Origin of the sequence: Paucisalibacillus algeriensis (assembly GCF_000577245.1) — a bacterium.
In the GTDB taxonomy this organism is placed as follows: Bacteria; Bacillota; Bacilli; order Bacillales; family Amphibacillaceae; genus Ornithinibacillus.
On the sequence record NZ_CBYO010000011.1, the window covers coordinates 141,920 to 157,905 of the forward strand.

Genomic DNA, 15,986 nt, shown 5'->3' on the forward strand with positions numbered 1-15,986 from the left:
CACCTCCTTTCAAATATTAAACCTTTGCTAATTTGAATTAATAAAGCGCTTTGTAATATTTGCAGCTTTTTCTGGATCCATTCTCTCCATAACTAGACCACGATCATCATTTGACATTTCACTTAAAATTATAAACGCAGCATCTGTATCCAGCTGTTCTAGTATCAATGCAGCTTGCTCACTTTTCATTTTAGTGAAAGAACTAGATATTTGTTTAATGGTTTTATCTGGTACTGGTTCTTCTGGATTTTGTCGAGCTACATCTAAATCTCTTTCAAGTTTTGATATCTGTTGTTCTAATCTCTCAATAGTTCCTTCAAGATTTAACTTTTCTTGGCTTAGTTGTTCAATCTCTGCATTTTTCGCATCTATTCTACCTTGAACTTTTACTTCTTTTTCCATTTCACTTGCTTCATCGTCTGTTGTAATAATGGATGAAAGAACAGGAATATTATTTCCAGTTTTCTTTGCCCAATCAACCACATCAACTCCAGCCACAGTAAACACAATTATCGTTAGTGTTATTGCAATAACAACTGGTATAACGATGGCAAAAAGGAACCATAGAAAAGGATTCATTTTCTCTTTTTCATCTAATAATCTTTGTTTGGCCATTACACTCACCTATTATTTGTGACTAAGATACTGTTGAATGGATATTTCATTCATAAATGAATCTTCCACTTTTTTTACTTTATCTCTTGCTTCACTTCTGCGAAACTCTATTATTTTCTCATACTTTTTCGTCTCAACATGGGCATCTGATAATGTTTGTTGTTTATATTCCATATTGCTTCTAGCGATACTTACTCTCCTTTGGAGTTCAGCAATTTTTTTTTCTAATGTCTCCATATATGCAAGTTGATCTTGGATTAAATTCAAATGCATACTTGATGTAAGTCCTTTTTCATAGGACGCTTCAGCAGCTTCTTTTTTTCGTAGTAATTCGAAAAGTTCAGTAGCAACTTCTTCAAATGTATCCACTGATTTACGATAAGCAATCTGTGCATCCTGTTTTTCTCTTTCCCGAATATCAAGAATCTTTGTTAATACAGCAGTCCCTGCCAAGATTAGCTACCCCCATTAAGTACCAATTTTAAGTGTTCTATTGCTTCTTCTAAACTAAATTTATCTAGAACACCTTGCTTTAAGAAGGTTTGTAACTTCGGTTGATAAAGAATTGCCTTATCAATTTCATGATCGGTTCCACGTTTATAAGCACCGATTTGAATTAAATCTTTATTTTCCTCATACTTCGCAAGAAGAGATCTAGCTTGTTGTGCTAAGTCTAGATGTTCGGTCGTAACGATTTGATTCATTACCCTGCTTATGGACTTTAATATATTAATTGCGGGATATTGACCTTGCTCTGCAAGTTTTCTGTCCATTACAAAGTGTCCATCTAATATCCCTCGGACAGTATCAGCAATCGGCTCGTTCATATCATCTCCATCAACCAATACAGTGTAAAATGCAGTAATTGCCCCGTATTTATTTGTACCAGTCCGTTCCAATAATTTCGGCAATATCGAGAAAACAGATGGGGTATATCCTTTAGTTGTTGGTGGTTCGCCTGTAGCTAACCCAACCTCTCTTTGAGCCATTGCAACACGTGTAACAGAATCCATCATCAGATTAACGTTGTAGCCTAAGTCTCGAAAGTACTCACATATTGCTGTAGCGGTATAAGCACCTTTAATCCGCATTAGGGCTGGTTGGTCGGAAGTTGCAACAACAACAATGGATTTTTTTAATCCTTCTTGACCAAGGTCCTTTTCAATAAATTCACGAACCTCTCTTCCACGTTCACCTATTAGTGCAATGACATTAATATCAGCTTTACTATTTCTAGCAATCATCCCTAGCAATGTACTTTTCCCTACACCACTTCCAGCAAACAATCCAATACGTTGCCCTTTTCCAACGGTTAGTATTGAATCAATTGCTTTAACTCCAACTTGATTAGGTTCTGATATAGTTGGACGTGCCATTGGATTGGGCGGGGATTGTTCGGTTAAATAATTGGATAAGCCTTTTGGTAATTCAGAGCCATCTAATGGTAAACCTAGCGAATCAATCACATTCCCAATTAAACTTCTACCCACTTTAACGGTTAATGGTTTTCCAGTAGATTCAACAAGACAACCTGGGCCAATCTCAGAGACCTCGTTGTAAGGCATCAAAATAATCTTTTCATTATTGAATCCTACTACTTCAGCTAGTACAGGTTGTCTTTGTTGATTTATTGTTGGATGAATATAACATACTTCTCCAATATTAGCGGCGGGTCCAACAGATTCAATCATAATTCCAACAACACGTTGCACTTTTCCATAACGCTTATATAGATCTGCCTCTTGAATTGCGGAAAGGTACTTTGATAGATTCATTCTTTTGGCTCCATTATAATTTCGTGTAAAACCTGTTGTATCTGGTTTAGTTGCGCGTCTATACTTGCATCGATTTTTCCAAATGGGTGTTCTATCACACAGCTTCCCACTTCTAATCTTTCATTAACATAAATTGAAAGTTCAGCTTTAGATTCTAGCACTTTTTCCAGTTCATTCTTTTGTGCTAATACATACTCATAATTGTCAGGGTGTAGGAATATGGACAGTTCCCTTTGGTCTTTTATACTTAAAATAGCCTCTTTTACAATTGGCACAAATGATTCAGGTCTATTTTCGAGTTCCAACTTCATTATTCTCTCTGCTACTTGAATTCCAAGAATCAGTATAGCTTCCTCACTTCGTTCAATAGTTGACTGATAATCTATTTTGGAAGCAGCAATGATGGAATTTGCTTGTTCAATTAAATGCTGATACTGATCTACACTTTCATTTCTACCTTTAGAAAAACCATCACGGTAGCCTTCTTCTTTTGCTTCTTCTACCAATTGATTTCTTTCTTCAACCCAATTATCTCTAGCTAACTTAATTTGGTTTTCTGTTTCTACAAGAAGCGATTCCTGCTGTTTCTTAACTAATTCAAACTCTTCTTTTGCCTCTTGCAGCTTCATTAATTCCTGTTGTAATTGGGATTCATAATTTCCTTCATATTCCGTTATTGGTCTATGAACTGGCTTTATTTGTATAACCCTTTTGATTTCAGGTTGAGTATTAGACAATGATATCGTCTCCTCCACCACGTGCAATTACAATCTCACCAATATCCTCAAGCCTTCTTATAATTGCTACAATTCGAGTTTGTGCTTCCTCTACGTCACGAAGTCGGACAGGACCCATAAACTCCATTTCATCCTTAAAGGTTTCTGCCATTCGTTGAGACATATTCTTAAAGACAATCTCTTTAACTTCTTCACTAGCAACTTTTAGCGCTAAGCGCAAGTCTTCATTTTCCACTTCACGTATAACTCGTTGTATGGCACGGTTATCAAGAATCACAATATCTTCGAACACAAACATGCGTTTCTTAATTTCATCCGCTAATTCCGGATCCTGTATCTCCAATGCATCTAGAATTGTTCTCTCTGTGCTACGATCAACTCCATTTAATACTTCTACAACTGTTTGAATTCCACCAGTTTGGGTATAATCCTCAGCAAATGAAGAAGAAATATTTCTTTCAAGCACTTCTTCAACCTGACTAATAATTTCCGGTGATGTGGAATCCATAGTAGCGATACGTTTAGCTATATCTGCTTGCAATTCTTGCGGTAAGGCAGATAGTATTTGACCTGCCTGCTCGGGATCCAAATACGATAACACGAGGGCAATCGTTTGTGGATGCTCATTTTGAATAAAGTTTAATACCTGTTGTGGATCTGCTTTTCTCGCAAAATCAAACGGTCTCACTTGTAAAGATGATGTTAATCGATTAATGATATTGCTAGCTTCATGCTCGCCAAAAGCCTTTTCTAATACGGTTTTCGCATAACCGATACCACCTTGGGAAATATAATCCTGGGCAAGAGCTATTTGATGGAATTGTTCAAGGACATCTTCCTTCATAGTTGAATCAACTTTCTTGACAGATGATATTTCTAAGCTAAGCTTTTCAATTTCTTCCTCTGTTAGGTGTTTATAAACTTGTGCCGAGACGTCAGGACCTAGAGAGATTAAGAGAATTGCAGCTTTTTGTCTACCAGTTAATTGTGTTTGTTGCCTAGCCATTATTCAAACCTCCTAATCTTCCCCAATCCAACCTCGAAGTAACTTCGCAAATTCTTCTGGTTTGTCTTTTGCCATTTTTTCTAGTTGCTTTTTACGTTGTAATGACTCGGACTCCTCTGCAACTTCTGTTATACTTTCGATCGTTTCTTTAGCAAATGCTTCCTGTCGAATCTCTTCCACTTGATTTTTAGGTTTTCTTACTAGTAATAGAATAATCAATAGAATTATTACTAATAGTAAGACCCCGCCGACAATATACATCCATATAGGTATCTTGAATCCAGGATCTTGTATAGCAGTATTGCTTCCACTAAACTCTTGGAATACAATTGATGTTTTTTCTTCTGGTACCACTTCACCATATCCTGCATCGATAGAGGTTGTAATAATGGAATTTAAGATAGAAGTAATCCCATCTTCAACAACCATCATATCCTGCTGAGATAGGTACTCAGTATCATCATCAGTTTGGCTTTTGACATTGTCTACAGCAACCTGTATCCCTAAGTCACGTACTTTATAAGGACTCTCTACAATTTCCTTGTGGATTCGATTAAATTCGTTATTAATCGTTTCTTTTATATACTCGTAATCCCCATTTCCGCCTTCTCCACCGCCAGGGTAGTTGGCTATATCACCATCACCAGTAGATGGAACACCTCCTACATTTGCACCATCGCCAGTATAGGTCTCACGAATAGTTTCAATACTAACGGGTAAACCGTCCATATTTTCCTGGTCAGCCGGTTCAACAATTTCTTCTACCCGGTTTTCTTGAGTGAAGTCAATGTCTGCAGTAACAGAAACTATGACATTATCCATACCAACCATTGTTCCCAGCATTTGTTGCACTCTTCGTTGAAGATCACGTTCAATATCTTTTTTCACTGTCTGTTGATAAGTGTATGCATCTTGGAATCCTGGTGAATTTTGTGAATTTTGGTCATAGTATTCAAAATACTGGTTCATAATGGTAATATTCTCTGGTTGAAGATTGGGAACTGCTTTTGATACCAATTGATAAAGTGAATTTATTTGATTACCCTCAAATCGATATCCAGGTGCGGTTTCAATCACAATCGATGCACTAGTAGGCTGAGTTGCCTCATTTACGAAAACCGGTTCCTTTGGCATATTAATCATAACCGTAGCATCATTGATTCCTTCAATACTCTTGATAAGGTTAGCAAGTTCTGATTGCATTGCATCAAGCTTCATGATGTTAAATTCATTATCAGTGATTCCCCATGAAGAGTTTTCACTAAAAAAAGAATAATCAATATTGCCACTGTTCGGAATCCCAAGTCCCGCTAAATCAACTAGTAGTCCGTCTGCCTGCTCACTAGGAACCATTATCGTTGTTCCACCCTTATCTAGCTCGAAGGGAATTCCTCTCGTCTCTAGTTCTGCCTTTATTTGGCCAACTTCCTGCAAGGATAAATTATTGTATAATGGCACATATTTTGTATTCGTCGTAAATAATGAAATAACTGCTACTAAAGCAATAACCGCTACGATCGAACCAATAAGTAAACCTTTTTGACTTTTCGACCGTTTGGACCAAAAAGTTCTTGCTGTTTCCTTTAATTTCATTATTTTATCGTTATTCATGTACTCCCCCGCCAAATTCCAAACAATATTATAAAAACCTTCGTATTACTTTTCTTGAATACCGAGGTTATAAATTTGGATAAATCTATTTAAACCCTAGTGAAAGTATCCGATATAAATAATAGAAGGCTATACTTGCATTCTCATAATCTCGTTATAAGCATCAATCGCTTTACGTTGCACTTCAACTGTTGCCTGTAACGTCACGCTAGCTTTTTGAGCTGTTATCATAACATCATGCAAGTCATCGATTTTCCCCAATGCAAGGGCTTCTGTTTTCTTATCAGATAAGACCTGTAAGTCATTTACATTACTAATTGCATTTTTAAGTACATTCGCAAAGTTAGCTTGTGCTTGTCCAGGTGTAGTCTTCTGTGGATTTATCAAGGTAACTGGACTATTTATACCATTTACAGTTAGATTCATTAGTCTTCTCCTTACTTACCAATTTCTAGTGCCTTCATTAACATGCTTTTGCTAGCATTTAGAGCTGTAATATTTGCCTCGTATGACCTTGTAGCGCTCATTAAATCTACCATTTCTTTTAGTGGGTCTACATTAGGCATCTGAACATATCCTGCCTCATCCGCATCTGGGTGTGATGGATTATAGACAAGTTTAAAAGGCTCTTCATCTTCTACAATTCCTGCTACCTTGACACCAGAGGCTTTGTTGTCTGTGGTATTGGCTGCTTTTTGAAGGAATGTCCGAAAACTTTTGTCCGTTGGCTCAATTTGGACCATTTTTCTACGATAAGGTTCGTACTCACCATTTTCATTAACTGTCGCTCTAGTTGTATTAGCATTCGCGATATTAGATGAAATTACATCCATACGCAATCGCTGTGCAGTAAGAGCACTGCTACTTGCATTAAATGCATTAAAAATGGACATCCTTACCTTCCTCCTTTAATTACCGTTTGCAAACTATTAAACTTACCATTTATTCGATCTACTAAACTTTGATAATAGATTTGGTTTTGGGCTAATTCTGCCATTTCCTTATCGATATCCACATTGTTTCCATTATGATTAAATGTTGTATTATTCCTTTGAACTATTTGATAGGATGATCGATGTTCTTGGTCAAAAGGTAAATGTCTGGGGTTTGTTTTCTTAGCAGCTAATGAGCTAGATAACTCGTTTTGAAGTATGTCTTTAAAAACGACATCCTTCGCCTTGTAATTAGGAGTATCTACATTAGCAATATTCGAAGCAATCGTCTGATTTTTAATAGAAGAATAATTTAGCGACTGTTGCAAAGTATTAATCGTTCCACTAAACAGATTCATTTATAGCCCTCCTTTTCAAAAAATATTAATCAAAACGGACAGAAATAATTAATTCTATACGAATATTGTAATTTATATCTGGGATAAAGTCTATCAAAATTCGACAGATTTCTAATGGTTTCGCGAAAACGGGAGCTTAATACTAGGTATATTTCACTATATAACAATAATATATTTTGCATATTACTATTTTTGAAGTAAATAAATGTAGATATATGGAAAAAAAACATGACATTGAAACTAATAATTAGTACTATTTATCTATTTTCTCATTTTCAATTATCATCATTTCTACAAAAAAGCTAGCATCTCCACAACACATTGGGATTACGCTAGCCTTATTATTTTTATATTGGAAGTAAAAAAAGAATTCATAGATTTTCTATGAATTCTTTTTTTATTTATCTAGAACGTAATTTTTCTAATTCCACTAGAAACTTGTCATTTAGAACTTTGATATATGTTCCTTTCATACCCAGTGAACGTGACTCAATTACACCAGCACTCTCTAATTTTCTTAGTGCATTTACGATAACAGATCTTGTAATACCTACACGGTCTGCAATTTTACTTGCTACAAGAAGACCTTCGTTACCATTAAGTTCTTCAAAGATATGGTCAATTGCTTCTAGTTCGCTGTAAGAAAGGGAACTGATTGCCATTTGAACAACAGCTTTACTTCTAGCTTCCATTTCAATTTCTTCTGTCTTTTCATGTAGAATTTCCATACCAACTACTGTAGCCCCATATTCAGCTAATAATAAGTCATCATCATTAAAAGTCTCTTTCAATCTTCCGATGATCAGCGTTCCAAGACGCTCTCCCCCACCAATAATTGGAACGATTGTAGTTAAGCCACTTTGGAATAAGTCTTTGTTTTCCACTGGGAATACAGTATATTGGCTGTTAATATCTAAGTTCGCTGTAGTTTCATGGATGTGGAATAAACCTTCTGTATATTCCTCTGGGAATTGTCTTTCTTCTAGCATAGATTTCATACGCTCGTTTTCGATTTCTTGATTAATAGCATAACCAAGAAGCTTGCCTCTTCTACTTAAGATGAACACATTTCCTTTGATTACGTCTGTAAGTGATCCAGCCATATCGTTGAAGTTTACTGATTTACCTGTTGCTTTTTGCAACATTGAGTTGATTTTTCTTGCGCGATTTAATAGTTCCATTTCGTGTAATCCTCCATTTTTTTAATTAATATTTACAATATGAATTGACTTAAGTCTTTATTTTTAACAATCGTGCTAAGTTTTTGATCGACATATTCCGGAGTTATTTCTACCTTTTCCATGGAAACGTCTGGCGCTTCAAATGATAAATCCTCTAGTAATTTTTCTAGGATGGTATGAAGTCTTCTAGCACCAATGTTATCTGTGTCTTGATTTACTTGATAAGCGATTTCCGCAATTCTATTTACAGCTTTGTCGGTAAAAACTACATTTATACCTTCTGTTTTAAGTAGAGCTTGGTACTGTTTTAACAGGGCATTAGATGGCTCATTCAGAATTCGGACAAAGTCATCCACAGAAAGTTTCTCTAGCTCTACCCTAATCGGAAATCTTCCTTGTAACTCAGGTATTAAATCAGATGGTTTTGCCATATGAAATGCCCCCGCTGCAATAAAAAGCATATGGTCTGTTTTAACAGGACCATGCTTTGTTACAACCGTAGATCCTTCTACAATTGGTAGGATATCACGTTGTACACCTTCGCGTGATACATTGGGTGAGTTATCATGTTTACCTGCAATTTTATCAATTTCATCAATAAAAATAATACCTGATTGTTCAGCTCTACTTATTGCTTCCTGAGAGACCTCTTCCATATCAACAAGTTTTTGCGCCTCTTGTTGCGTAAGAACTTTTCTAGCTTCAGAAACAGGAAGCTTCCGTTTTTTCTTTTTCTTCGGCATGAATTGTCCTAACGCATCTTGCATATTCATACCCATCTGTTCCATCCCAGAACCTTGTAGCATATCAAACATAGATGGCGGAATTTCCTCTATCTCAATTGATACTATATGGTCTTCTAATTCACCCATTGCAAGTTGATGAGCAACTCTACTACGTTTACTCTTAATTTCCTCATCTTTTTCCGCGTCATCGGTATCATGTTGAGTACCTTGGCCTGAAAATAGCATTTCAAAAGGATTAGAAATGGTTGACTGTTTTTTCACTTGTGGAACTAGAAGTTTTACGAGTTTCTTCTCTGCCTCTTCCTTTGCTTTATCCAATACTTCGTTCATTTTTTCTTCCTTTACCATACGTAAAGACATTTCCACTAAATCACGAACCATCGATTCAACATCGCGTCCCACATAGCCAACCTCTGTAAACTTTGTCGCTTCTAGCTTTACAAAAGGTGCACCCACCAGCTTTGCTAAGCGTCTAGCTATTTCGGTTTTACCAACACCTGTTGGCCCAATCATAAGAATATTTTTCGGAACAATTTCATCCTTAAGTTTTTCATCTAACAAAGATCTACGATACCTATTTCTAAGGGCAACAGCAACCGACTTTTTTGCATTTTGTTGACCAATGATGTAATTGTCAAGTTGGCTAACAATTTGTCTCGGAGTATAGTCTATCCCCATATTTGCGAAGGCCTCCTCTTTAATCAAGTACTTCTAGTGTAATTTGATCATTTGTAAACACACAGATTTCTCCAGCAATTTTCATTGCAGCAAGTGCAATTTCCTTTGCTGACATATCTTCTGAATAGTTCACAAGAGCCCTACCAGCACTAAGTGCATAGTTCCCACCTGAACCAATTGCAAGGATACCATCATCAGGCTCAATTACCTCTCCAGTTCCAGATATTAGCAACATACTTTCCTTATTCATCACGATAAGCATTGCCTCTAACTTTCGCAGAACCTTATCACTGCGCCATTCTTGTGCTAATTCAACTGCCGCTCTGGTTAAATTACCATTAAATGCCTCTAGTTTCCCTTCAAATTTCTCAAATAGGGTAAAAGCATCTGCAACAGAACCAGCAAATCCCGCTAAAACTTGGCCTTTGTATAATCTTCTAACCTTTTTAGCTTTATGTTTCATAACAACGGAATTTCCCAGAGTAACCTGACCATCACCACTCATTGCACACTGTCCGTTATGCTGAACGGCAAATATTGTGGTGGCATGTATTTGATGTGCCAACAAAAATCACCTCATCCGTTATTCCTGACTTTTTGCTCTAGGGTGGCTATTTAAATAGATATTACGCAAATGATCTTTTGTGACATGTGTATAAATTTGAGTAGACGATAAGCTTTCATGTCCCAAGAGTTCTTGTACGGTCCTTAAATCTGCACCTTCATTTAACATATGGGTAGCAAAGGTATGTCTTAACTTATGTGGATGGATATTATTTGTAAGTGCTGCTTTTTCTACCATTTGTTTAAGTATTAATCTTATCCCTCGAGTTGTAATTGGATTACCTCTAGCGTTAAGGAATACCGATTCTGAATTTGTTTCCGACTTTTCGAGTAGTTGATTTCTACCATTATGTATGTATAATTGTAGGGCTTTTTCAGCAAAACTACCGAAAGGGACATATCTTTCTTTATTTCCTTTTCCTTTAACCAGCATTGTCCCTATCGAAAAGTCAATATCCCTTAGACGCAAGTGTTGACATTCACTTACACGAATACCAGTACCATAGAGTGTTTCTAACAGTGCTAAATTTCTTTGGCCCAATGGGTCCCGAGCATCATTACTTTCAAATAGCTTTACCATTTCTTCTTCATACAAAAATCCCGGAATGGGCTTAGATGCTTTTGGTAAAGTAATGAGTAAAAAGGCATTCGTTTCAATAATTTCTTCTCTTTCCAAAAACTTAAAGAAAGTACGCAGACTTGATATTTTTCTTGAAACAGACCTTCTCGATAGCTTCTTATCAAAGAGAGTAGTTAGAAACAAACGAATACACGGGAGATCAACTTCCTGAAATGTACCGATTCCTTCTTGATGTAAAAAGGAAAAGAATTCATCCAAGTCATGATTGTAGTACTCAACTGTGTACGGTGAAGCATTTTTTTCTATTTGCAGATATTCTCTAAAAAGCTTTTGAAACTGTACAAAATTTTCCAAATACTCACCTCAACCTAACAGCCACCTAATAATATATCACATATGAATTAGTTTTTGCAATGAACTTAACAAAATTGTAACAAAATTCTGAATTGAACGCAACACTAAACATATTAAGTCCAAACCTTTTCCAATCATAGGTAATACTGTCAAGTAGATTCTCTTACCACTGGATAATTATAGCGATTCAAGAATTAATAGTCAACAAAGAACTCCTCATTTTTCGACATTATTCGATACCTATAAATATTTAGAATTAATCACCTATCTACCATTTTTACCAATTGTTCAAAAATTATAATCTAAAACAATTATTATTCTTTACCCTTTTTAATATATGTAAAACATACAGACCTAAATAAAAGTCGCTCAGGGTATGAGCGACTCTTTTATGCTTGACTATTCTCTTTATAATCACAGTTTGTACAAACGATTTGGGTATCCTTCTTGTTTTTCTTTTCAACTAGTAAAGAATCACATTTAGGGCACGGTCTGGAAATTGGCTTATCCCATGACACAAAGTCACACTCCGGAAAACGATCACACCCATAGAAAACTCGACGTTTCTTCGACTTACGTTCTACAACATTACCTTCCTTACACTTCGGACAAGTAACACCAATTTCTTTCAAGATTGGTTTGGTATTGCGACAATCAGGGAAATTAGAACAAGCTAAGAATTTTCCATAACGTCCCATCTTGTAAACCATTTCATGTCCACAGTTTTCACAATCAATACCGGCAGGTTCATCTTTAATCTCTACTTTATCCATTTCTTCCTCAGCTACACTTAACCGTTTCTGAAATCCATGGTAAAAATCATCAATAATATTAACCCACTCAACTTCGCCTTCTTCAATAGCATCTAAATCATTTTCCATTTTTGCTGTAAATTCCACATCAATTATTTCCGGGAAGAACTCTTTTAATAGATCTACAACAATTGTACCGAGTTCAGACGGAATAAATCGTTTATTATCCAAGGTCACATAACCACGGCGTTGAATGGTATCCAATGTAGGGGCATAGGTTGATGGTCTACCTATTCCTAATTCCTCCATTGTTTTTACTAATCTGGCTTCTGTAAAACGTGGTGGTGGCTGTGTAAAGTGTTGATTGGGATTAATCTCTTTGGCATCAATTGTCATACCTTCTTCTAAATTTGGAAGGAATTTATCCTCTTGCTTTTTATTATCATCAGTTCCCTCCACATATACTTTCATAAACCCTTTGAACTTAACTTTAGAGCCAGTAGAACGGAATTCCACATTGTTATTAGTTAGTGTAACCGTCATCGTATCCAACACAGCAGGAGCCATCTGACTCGCTAAAAAGCGTTCCCATATAAGCTTATACAACCTTAGTTGGTCTCTGGATAACACAGATTTAAGTGAATTTGGTTCTCTTAGTACAGATGTTGGTCGAATTGCCTCATGAGCATCCTGCGCTTTTTCATTGACCTTTTCAGTTTTATTTATCCCTAAATATTCACTTCCGTATTTATCCTCAATATACCCTTTTGACTCGTCTTTTGCTGTATTAGAGATTCGTGTGGAATCTGTACGCATGTATGTTATAAGACCAGTAATACCCCCAGCAGATTTACCAAGATCAATACCTTCATATAATTGTTGTGCAATCATCATTGTTTTCCTTGCTCGGAAATTTAATTTTCTTGCTGCTTCCTGTTGCAGGGATGATGTAGTAAAAGGTTTCGCAGGGTTACGACGTCTTTCTTTTTTCGTCACTTTATCTATCGTAAACTTTTTATCTACCAGTTTACTTAAAACTTCTTTTACTTCTGACTCAGAAGATAACTCCAACTTCTTCCCATCAATACCATAAAATGATCCTTCAAATAATTCTTTATCTTTTTGAAAATTCGCTTCTATTGACCAATACTCTTCTGGCTTAAAACTATTAATTTCATTTTCACGATCAATTATCATTTTTAGTGCTACTGATTGCACACGACCAGCACTTAAACCTTTTTTTACTTTTTTCCAAAGTAATGGACTAATGTTATAACCAACTAATCGATCGAGTACCCTTCTAGCCTGCTGTGCATCTACTAAATCAGTATCAATAGAACGTGGATTTTTAAATGACTCTTTAATCGCATCTTTGGTAATTTCATTAAATACAACACGACATTTAGAATTTTCGTCTACATTTAATGCATGTGCTAAATGCCAAGCTATTGCTTCCCCTTCACGATCAGGGTCGGCTGCTAGATATATTTTTTTTGCTTTCTTTGCAGATTTTTTTAAATCCTTTAAAATATCACCTTTACCACGAATTGTAATATACTTGAGCTTGTAACCTTCTTCTACATCAACACCCATTTGACTTTTTGGCAAATCAATAACATGTCCCATAGATGCTTTTACTTTATATTTTTTACCTAAATATCGTTCAATCGTTTTCGCTTTTGCAGGTGATTCTACAATTACGAGATAGTCTGCCATCCTTTTCCTCCTTAACTGAGGTAACGAAAATCTAGTACATTTATCTCCTAAATCATTCGTGTCCTTAAATAACTATACATCTAAATGTAAGAATAGATGATAAAAATGTCAACATTTTCAGATTTTAGCTCCAAATTTTCTACTCTAATAAAATTTCGATTATTAAATCCTCACCTATATTAAATATATACGGTTTATTTGTCAAACATACAAATAATTCCTATTAACAGTTTACATACATTTATACCAATATAACCCTTGCGTTTCCCAATCTTTTTGGATATCTTCGTGGGTTATGACTAGTTTAGCTCCTTCTTGAATTAGTTTGAGACAACCTTTTGTTTGTGGCACATGTGGAGATCCTGGTACTGCATATACTTCCCTTCCTTGGTCTAATGCCTGGTCTACCGTAATCATGGTACCACTTTTCTCCGTTGCCTCTATAACTAAAGTCGCAAAGCTTAAGCCACTGATTATTCGGTTTCTTTCTGGGAAGTGATACTTTTTAGGCGGTACATTGGGTGGGTATTCGGAAATAGCCAATCCATTTTGTTCAATTTGATAGAATAACCTTTTATTGTCTCTTGGGTAAATATGGTGAAATCCATTACCTAATACAGCAATAGTTTTGCCATTTTCATTTAATGTTAACTTATGTGCAAGACTATCAATACCCTTGGCCATGCCACTAACAACAACCCAATTTTCTCTGATTAAAGGATCGATAACAAATTTTGTTTTCAGAAAAGCAGCTTCAGAGGGATTTCTAGTTCCTATAACACTGATCGCGGGAGCATCAAATAATAAGGAAGTATCTCCTGAAGCATATAAAACTAGTGGTGCATCTTTAATTGTTTTTAACATAGCGGGGTACTTTTCGTCAATGATTGTGATAATCTTATAAAATAATAGGTCCCTATGAATTTCTTCTACTATCATTTGACTATGTATATCCTGATAAAGGACTTCGGCATTTTTTTTGTTTATTGATAGATAGTTGCTTATTTGGGAAGAAGATAAAAAGTAGAGTTGTGATAAAGAGGGGTCTATATGGAGTAGTCTTCGAAGTTTATTCCTTGTTAATCCACGACATCTGTGAAGATGTATGAGTCTGTCCCTGATATTTTTCTGCAAATGAACACTTCCTTCCTATTAATTAAAAGCTCTTGGCGAATGAGTAAGCCCAAACTTAGCTGCAGTTGGAAAGCATTATAACTCTCCAAACTACTGAAGTTAAATGGCTAGGACATAACTTTTTTGTTACCAAGAAGAAACGAACAATTTAGTTATGTCCCAGCCTTTTATTAATTTTAGTGAGTTTTACACTTTTCAGCTAACCCTTTTTCTTCCAGAACACGAATCATTGTCTCTCCGATAACTGAAGGAGTTTCTGCAACAGCAATTCCACATTCATTCATGACACGGATTTTTTCTTCAGCAGTTCCTTTACCACCAGAGATAATAGCTCCAGCATGACCCATACGTTTACCTGGAGGTGCAGTAGCTCCACCAATAAATCCTACTACAGGTTTTTTCATATTAGCTTTAACCCATTCAGCCGCTTCCTCTTCAGCAGTTCCACCGATCTCACCAATCATAACAACTGCATAAGTCTCAGGATCTTCGTTAAATGCTTTTAATACATCAATAAAGTTAGTGCCATTCACTGGGTCTCCACCAATACCAACAGCTGAAGTTTGACCATAACCAGCCTGTGAAAGTTGATGTACAGCTTCATATGTTAATGTTCCAGAACGTGAAACGACACCAATATGTCCTTTTGTATGAATATATCCTGGCATGATACCAATTTTACACTCATCTGGAGAAATTACTCCAGGACAGTTTGGTCCAATTAAACGTGTCTTTTTACCTTCCATATAACGCTTAACTTTTACCATATCAAGTACAGGAATATGTTCTGTTATACAGATAACTAAATCTAATTCAGCATCAACAGCTTCGACAATCGCATCTGCTGCAAAAGGTGCAGGAACATAGATTACAGATGCAGTAGCACCGGTAGTATCAACTGCATCTTTTACTGTATTAAATACAGGCACTCCTTCTACTTCTGTACCACCTTTTTTAGGTGTTACTCCGCCAACAATCTTCGTACCATATTCAAGCATTTGTTTCGTATGGAATCTAGCTGTTCCGCCAGTAATCCCTTGGACAATTACTTTTGTATCTTTATTAACATATACACTCATTTACGTCCGTCCTTTCCAAAATCTAGTCTGTTAATATACAAGATTTTTAGAAAAACTCACATTCACTCGCCACTAGCAAACCAGCTACTGGTGTTACTCCATGAGAAGCTTCTCGATAATAATTCTTGTAGCTCTCGCGAGGAGTACACCTCCACCTGATTCTTGCG

16 protein-coding genes are annotated in these 15,986 nt (G+C 36.1%); all 16 read right to left on the minus strand.

Annotated elements, in window-relative coordinates:
* Nucleotides 1-27 precede the first annotated feature (27 nt).
* The 16 genes from TY11_RS07965 to sucD all read right to left on the minus strand — a co-directional run bounded on the left by TY11_RS07965 (nt 28) and on the right by sucD (nt 15,819).
* Nucleotides 28-615, minus strand: a complete 588-nt coding sequence (locus TY11_RS07965; protein ID WP_042144830.1) for a MotE family protein — start codon at nt 613-615, stop codon at nt 28-30.
* A gap of 12 nt (nt 616-627) precedes the next feature.
* The gene (gene fliJ, locus TY11_RS07970) at nt 628-1,068 is read right to left on the minus strand and encodes a flagellar export protein FliJ (RefSeq protein WP_042144832.1); all 441 of its coding nucleotides are present in this window, start codon (nt 1,066-1,068) and stop codon (nt 628-630) included.
* A gap of 2 nt (nt 1,069-1,070) precedes the next feature.
* Complete coding sequence (gene fliI, locus TY11_RS07975; protein ID WP_042144834.1) at nt 1,071-2,390, minus strand: flagellar protein export ATPase FliI; 1,320 nt, start codon at nt 2,388-2,390, stop codon at nt 1,071-1,073.
* Nucleotides 2,387-3,127, minus strand: coding sequence for a flagellar assembly protein FliH (fliH, locus tag TY11_RS07980; protein ID WP_052345778.1), 741 nt, complete (start codon nt 3,125-3,127; stop codon nt 2,387-2,389). Before fliH ends, fliI begins: the two co-directional genes overlap by 4 nt.
* A complete protein-coding gene (gene fliG, locus TY11_RS07985) occupies nt 3,120-4,133 on the minus strand; it encodes a flagellar motor switch protein FliG (protein ID WP_042144836.1) in 1,014 nt (337 codons plus the stop codon). The genes fliH and fliG overlap by 8 nt, the downstream gene beginning before the upstream one ends.
* A 12-nt stretch (nt 4,134-4,145) precedes the next feature.
* Entirely contained in the window at nt 4,146-5,744 is a 1,599-nt protein-coding gene (gene fliF, locus TY11_RS07990) for a flagellar basal-body MS-ring/collar protein FliF (protein ID WP_081755874.1), read from the minus strand.
* A 129-nt stretch (nt 5,745-5,873) separates the two neighbouring features.
* Nucleotides 5,874-6,170 (minus strand): flagellar hook-basal body complex protein FliE, encoded by a 297-nt coding sequence (gene fliE / locus TY11_RS07995; protein ID WP_042144838.1) that lies wholly within the window; start codon nt 6,168-6,170, stop codon nt 5,874-5,876.
* Between the two features lie 11 nt (nt 6,171-6,181).
* Nucleotides 6,182-6,637, minus strand: a complete 456-nt coding sequence (gene flgC, locus TY11_RS08000; protein ID WP_042144841.1) for a flagellar basal body rod protein FlgC — start codon at nt 6,635-6,637, stop codon at nt 6,182-6,184.
* A 2-nt stretch (nt 6,638-6,639) separates the two neighbouring features.
* On the minus strand, nt 6,640-7,035 hold the full coding sequence (flgB, locus tag TY11_RS08005; RefSeq protein WP_042144844.1) for a flagellar basal body rod protein FlgB: 396 nt from the start codon (nt 7,033-7,035) through the stop codon (nt 6,640-6,642).
* Between the two features lie 401 nt (nt 7,036-7,436).
* On the minus strand, nt 7,437-8,216 hold the full coding sequence (gene codY / locus TY11_RS08010; RefSeq protein ID WP_042144846.1) for a GTP-sensing pleiotropic transcriptional regulator CodY: 780 nt from the start codon (nt 8,214-8,216) through the stop codon (nt 7,437-7,439).
* Between the two features lie 32 nt (nt 8,217-8,248).
* On the minus strand, nt 8,249-9,640 hold the full coding sequence (gene hslU / locus TY11_RS08015) for an ATP-dependent protease ATPase subunit HslU (protein WP_042144848.1): 1,392 nt from the start codon (nt 9,638-9,640) through the stop codon (nt 8,249-8,251).
* A gap of 19 nt (nt 9,641-9,659) precedes the next feature.
* Entirely contained in the window at nt 9,660-10,205 is a 546-nt protein-coding gene (gene hslV / locus TY11_RS08020; protein ID WP_081755875.1) for an ATP-dependent protease subunit HslV, read from the minus strand.
* An 18-nt stretch (nt 10,206-10,223) separates the two neighbouring features.
* The gene (xerC, locus tag TY11_RS08025; protein ID WP_042144850.1) at nt 10,224-11,138 is read right to left on the minus strand and encodes a tyrosine recombinase XerC; all 915 of its coding nucleotides are present in this window, start codon (nt 11,136-11,138) and stop codon (nt 10,224-10,226) included.
* A gap of 389 nt (nt 11,139-11,527) precedes the next feature.
* Nucleotides 11,528-13,606, minus strand: coding sequence for a type I DNA topoisomerase (gene topA, locus TY11_RS08030; RefSeq protein ID WP_042144852.1), 2,079 nt, complete (start codon nt 13,604-13,606; stop codon nt 11,528-11,530).
* Between the two features lie 231 nt (nt 13,607-13,837).
* Entirely contained in the window at nt 13,838-14,545 is a 708-nt protein-coding gene (dprA, locus tag TY11_RS08035; protein WP_231495797.1) for a DNA-processing protein DprA, read from the minus strand.
* Nucleotides 14,546-14,916: 371 nt separating this feature from the next.
* Complete coding sequence (gene sucD / locus TY11_RS08040; protein WP_042144855.1) at nt 14,917-15,819, minus strand: succinate--CoA ligase subunit alpha; 903 nt, start codon at nt 15,817-15,819, stop codon at nt 14,917-14,919.
* Nucleotides 15,820-15,986: the final 167 nt, after the last annotated feature.

What these genes read in the sequence shown, in the direction of transcription:
- fliE (WP_042144838.1), bottom strand. Translation starts at nt 6,170, where the DNA reads ATGAATCTAACTGTAAATGGTATAAATAGTCCAGTTACCTTGATAAAT.
- TY11_RS07965 (WP_042144830.1), bottom strand. Translation starts at nt 615, where the DNA reads ATGGCCAAACAAAGATTATTAGATGAAAAAGAGAAAATGAATCCTTTT.
- hslU (WP_042144848.1), bottom strand. Translation starts at nt 9,640, where the DNA reads ATGGGGATAGACTATACTCCGAGACAAATTGTTAGCCAACTTGACAAT.
- flgB (WP_042144844.1), bottom strand. Translation starts at nt 7,035, where the DNA reads ATGAATCTGTTTAGTGGAACGATTAATACTTTGCAACAGTCGCTAAAT.
- fliG (WP_042144836.1), bottom strand. Translation starts at nt 4,133, where the DNA reads ATGGCTAGGCAACAAACACAATTAACTGGTAGACAAAAAGCTGCAATT.
- topA (WP_042144852.1), bottom strand. Translation starts at nt 13,606, where the DNA reads ATGGCAGACTATCTCGTAATTGTAGAATCACCTGCAAAAGCGAAAACG.
- flgC (WP_042144841.1), bottom strand. Translation starts at nt 6,637, where the DNA reads ATGTCCATTTTTAATGCATTTAATGCAAGTAGCAGTGCTCTTACTGCA.
- sucD (WP_042144855.1), bottom strand. Translation starts at nt 15,819, where the DNA reads ATGAGTGTATATGTTAATAAAGATACAAAAGTAATTGTCCAAGGGATT.
- dprA (WP_231495797.1), bottom strand. Translation starts at nt 14,545, where the DNA reads ATGATAGTAGAAGAAATTCATAGGGACCTATTATTTTATAAGATTATC.
- fliF (WP_081755874.1), bottom strand. Translation starts at nt 5,744, where the DNA reads ATGAATAACGATAAAATAATGAAATTAAAGGAAACAGCAAGAACTTTT.
- fliI (WP_042144834.1), bottom strand. Translation starts at nt 2,390, where the DNA reads ATGAATCTATCAAAGTACCTTTCCGCAATTCAAGAGGCAGATCTATAT.
- codY (WP_042144846.1), bottom strand. Translation starts at nt 8,216, where the DNA reads ATGGAACTATTAAATCGCGCAAGAAAAATCAACTCAATGTTGCAAAAA.